Source organism: Bartonella sp. CM120XJJH (assembly GCF_042194715.1).
Lineage (GTDB): Bacteria > Pseudomonadota > Alphaproteobacteria > Rhizobiales > Rhizobiaceae > Bartonella.
Map to the genome: position 1 here is coordinate 1 of NZ_JBHINE010000060.1, position 1,441 is coordinate 1,441.

At 38.2% G+C, this 1,441-nt stretch carries 1 protein-coding gene; it reads right to left on the bottom strand.

The window, feature by feature from the left end; translation table 11 throughout:
- Positions 1-381 precede the first annotated feature (381 nt).
- The coding region (locus ACFIKU_RS09650; RefSeq protein WP_375657377.1) for a helicase-related protein at positions 382-1,441 on the bottom strand (1,060 nt) is incomplete at its 5' end.

The window sequence follows — 1,441 nt, forward strand, 5'->3', positions numbered from 1 at the left end:
TATTTGAATATTCTCTTGTGAGGCTAAATAATATTTGAGTTCGATGTCAGAGTATAACTGTATAAAGATAATATATTGTGAGCAATTTTTTGATATATCTATATATCAGATACTCTCTTTAAATTTGTCTGCTTTTTTAGAGTTTAGAAGTTTTTTACATTTTTAGGGATTTTTTATAACGCGGTTTAACAAGAAAAATTGCTTAAAAAGTCAATAAATTTTAGGCATTTTTTGTAAAATGTTCTCTCTTATGGTGTTTTAGACAAATGAGAGCACCCTTGATGTTTCAGGTCGTCTGTTTTGCGGATAATGCTGTTTGCTTTTGAGCTTTAGTCGTTTTTTTAGAAGAGCAAAAGATTATTTTAGGTGGTTTGAAATTTTCTACTTCTTTGTTGATTGCGTTTTTTGTCGTTTTATTGTTGCTTGATTAGGAGTGTTTTTACGAGATTTTCCTTTTCGACTTTCCAAAATACCAGTGTCCATGGTTGGTCCCATGTGTGCAAGGTCTGGTTTGGAGAAAAGACTTGGTTGTAACACGGGCTCATGGGTGGATTGTTTGCTATGATGTGTTAAGGGGTTCTCAGCGATTTCTAGTTCTATCTTTTGTAATTGTTTGATTTCATCGCGAAGTCGCGCTGCTTCTTCAAAGTTGAGATCAGCAGCTGCTTCATGCATTAATTTTTCAAGGTGTTTAATATGAGAAGCTAAATTTTTGCCAACCATATTTTTTTTCTCGATGACATCAGGGATATTTGTGCGAATATGGTTGTTTTCATAGCCTGAATTGAGAATATCTCCGATATTTTTTTTGATACTTTTCGGTGTGATATGGTGTTCTTCATTATAGGCTATTTGTTTTTGTCGACGTCTTTGTGTCTCCTGTAAGGCTCGTTCTATGGAGCCTGTGATTGTATCTGCATAGAGGATAACACGGCCATCTACGTTACGTGCAGCACGTCCGATTGTTTGTATAAGGGAGGTTTCAGAGCGCAAAAAGCCTTCTTTATCGGCATCTAGAATGGCAACAAAACCACATTCTGGAATATCTAAGCCTTCTCGGAGCAAGTTGATACCGATGAGGACATCAAAGGTGCCAAGCCGCAGATCGCGTAGAATTTCAATGCGTTCTAATGTATCAATGTCAGAATGCATATAGCGTACGCGAATATCTTGTTCGTGGAGATATTCAGTTAAGTCCTCGGCCATACGCTTTGTGAGAACTGTTACCAATGTACGGTAGCCTTTTTGAATTGTTTTACGAATTTCATTCACAACATCATCGACTTGATTTCTGGCTGGACGCACCTCTGTTGGTGGGTCAACAAGCCCTGTTGGACGAATAATTTGTTCTGCAACAAAAGTGCCGTGAGATTGTTCTATTTCCCAGCGTCCTGGTGTCGCAGAGACGGCAATCGTTTGCGGGCGCATCGCATCCCATTCT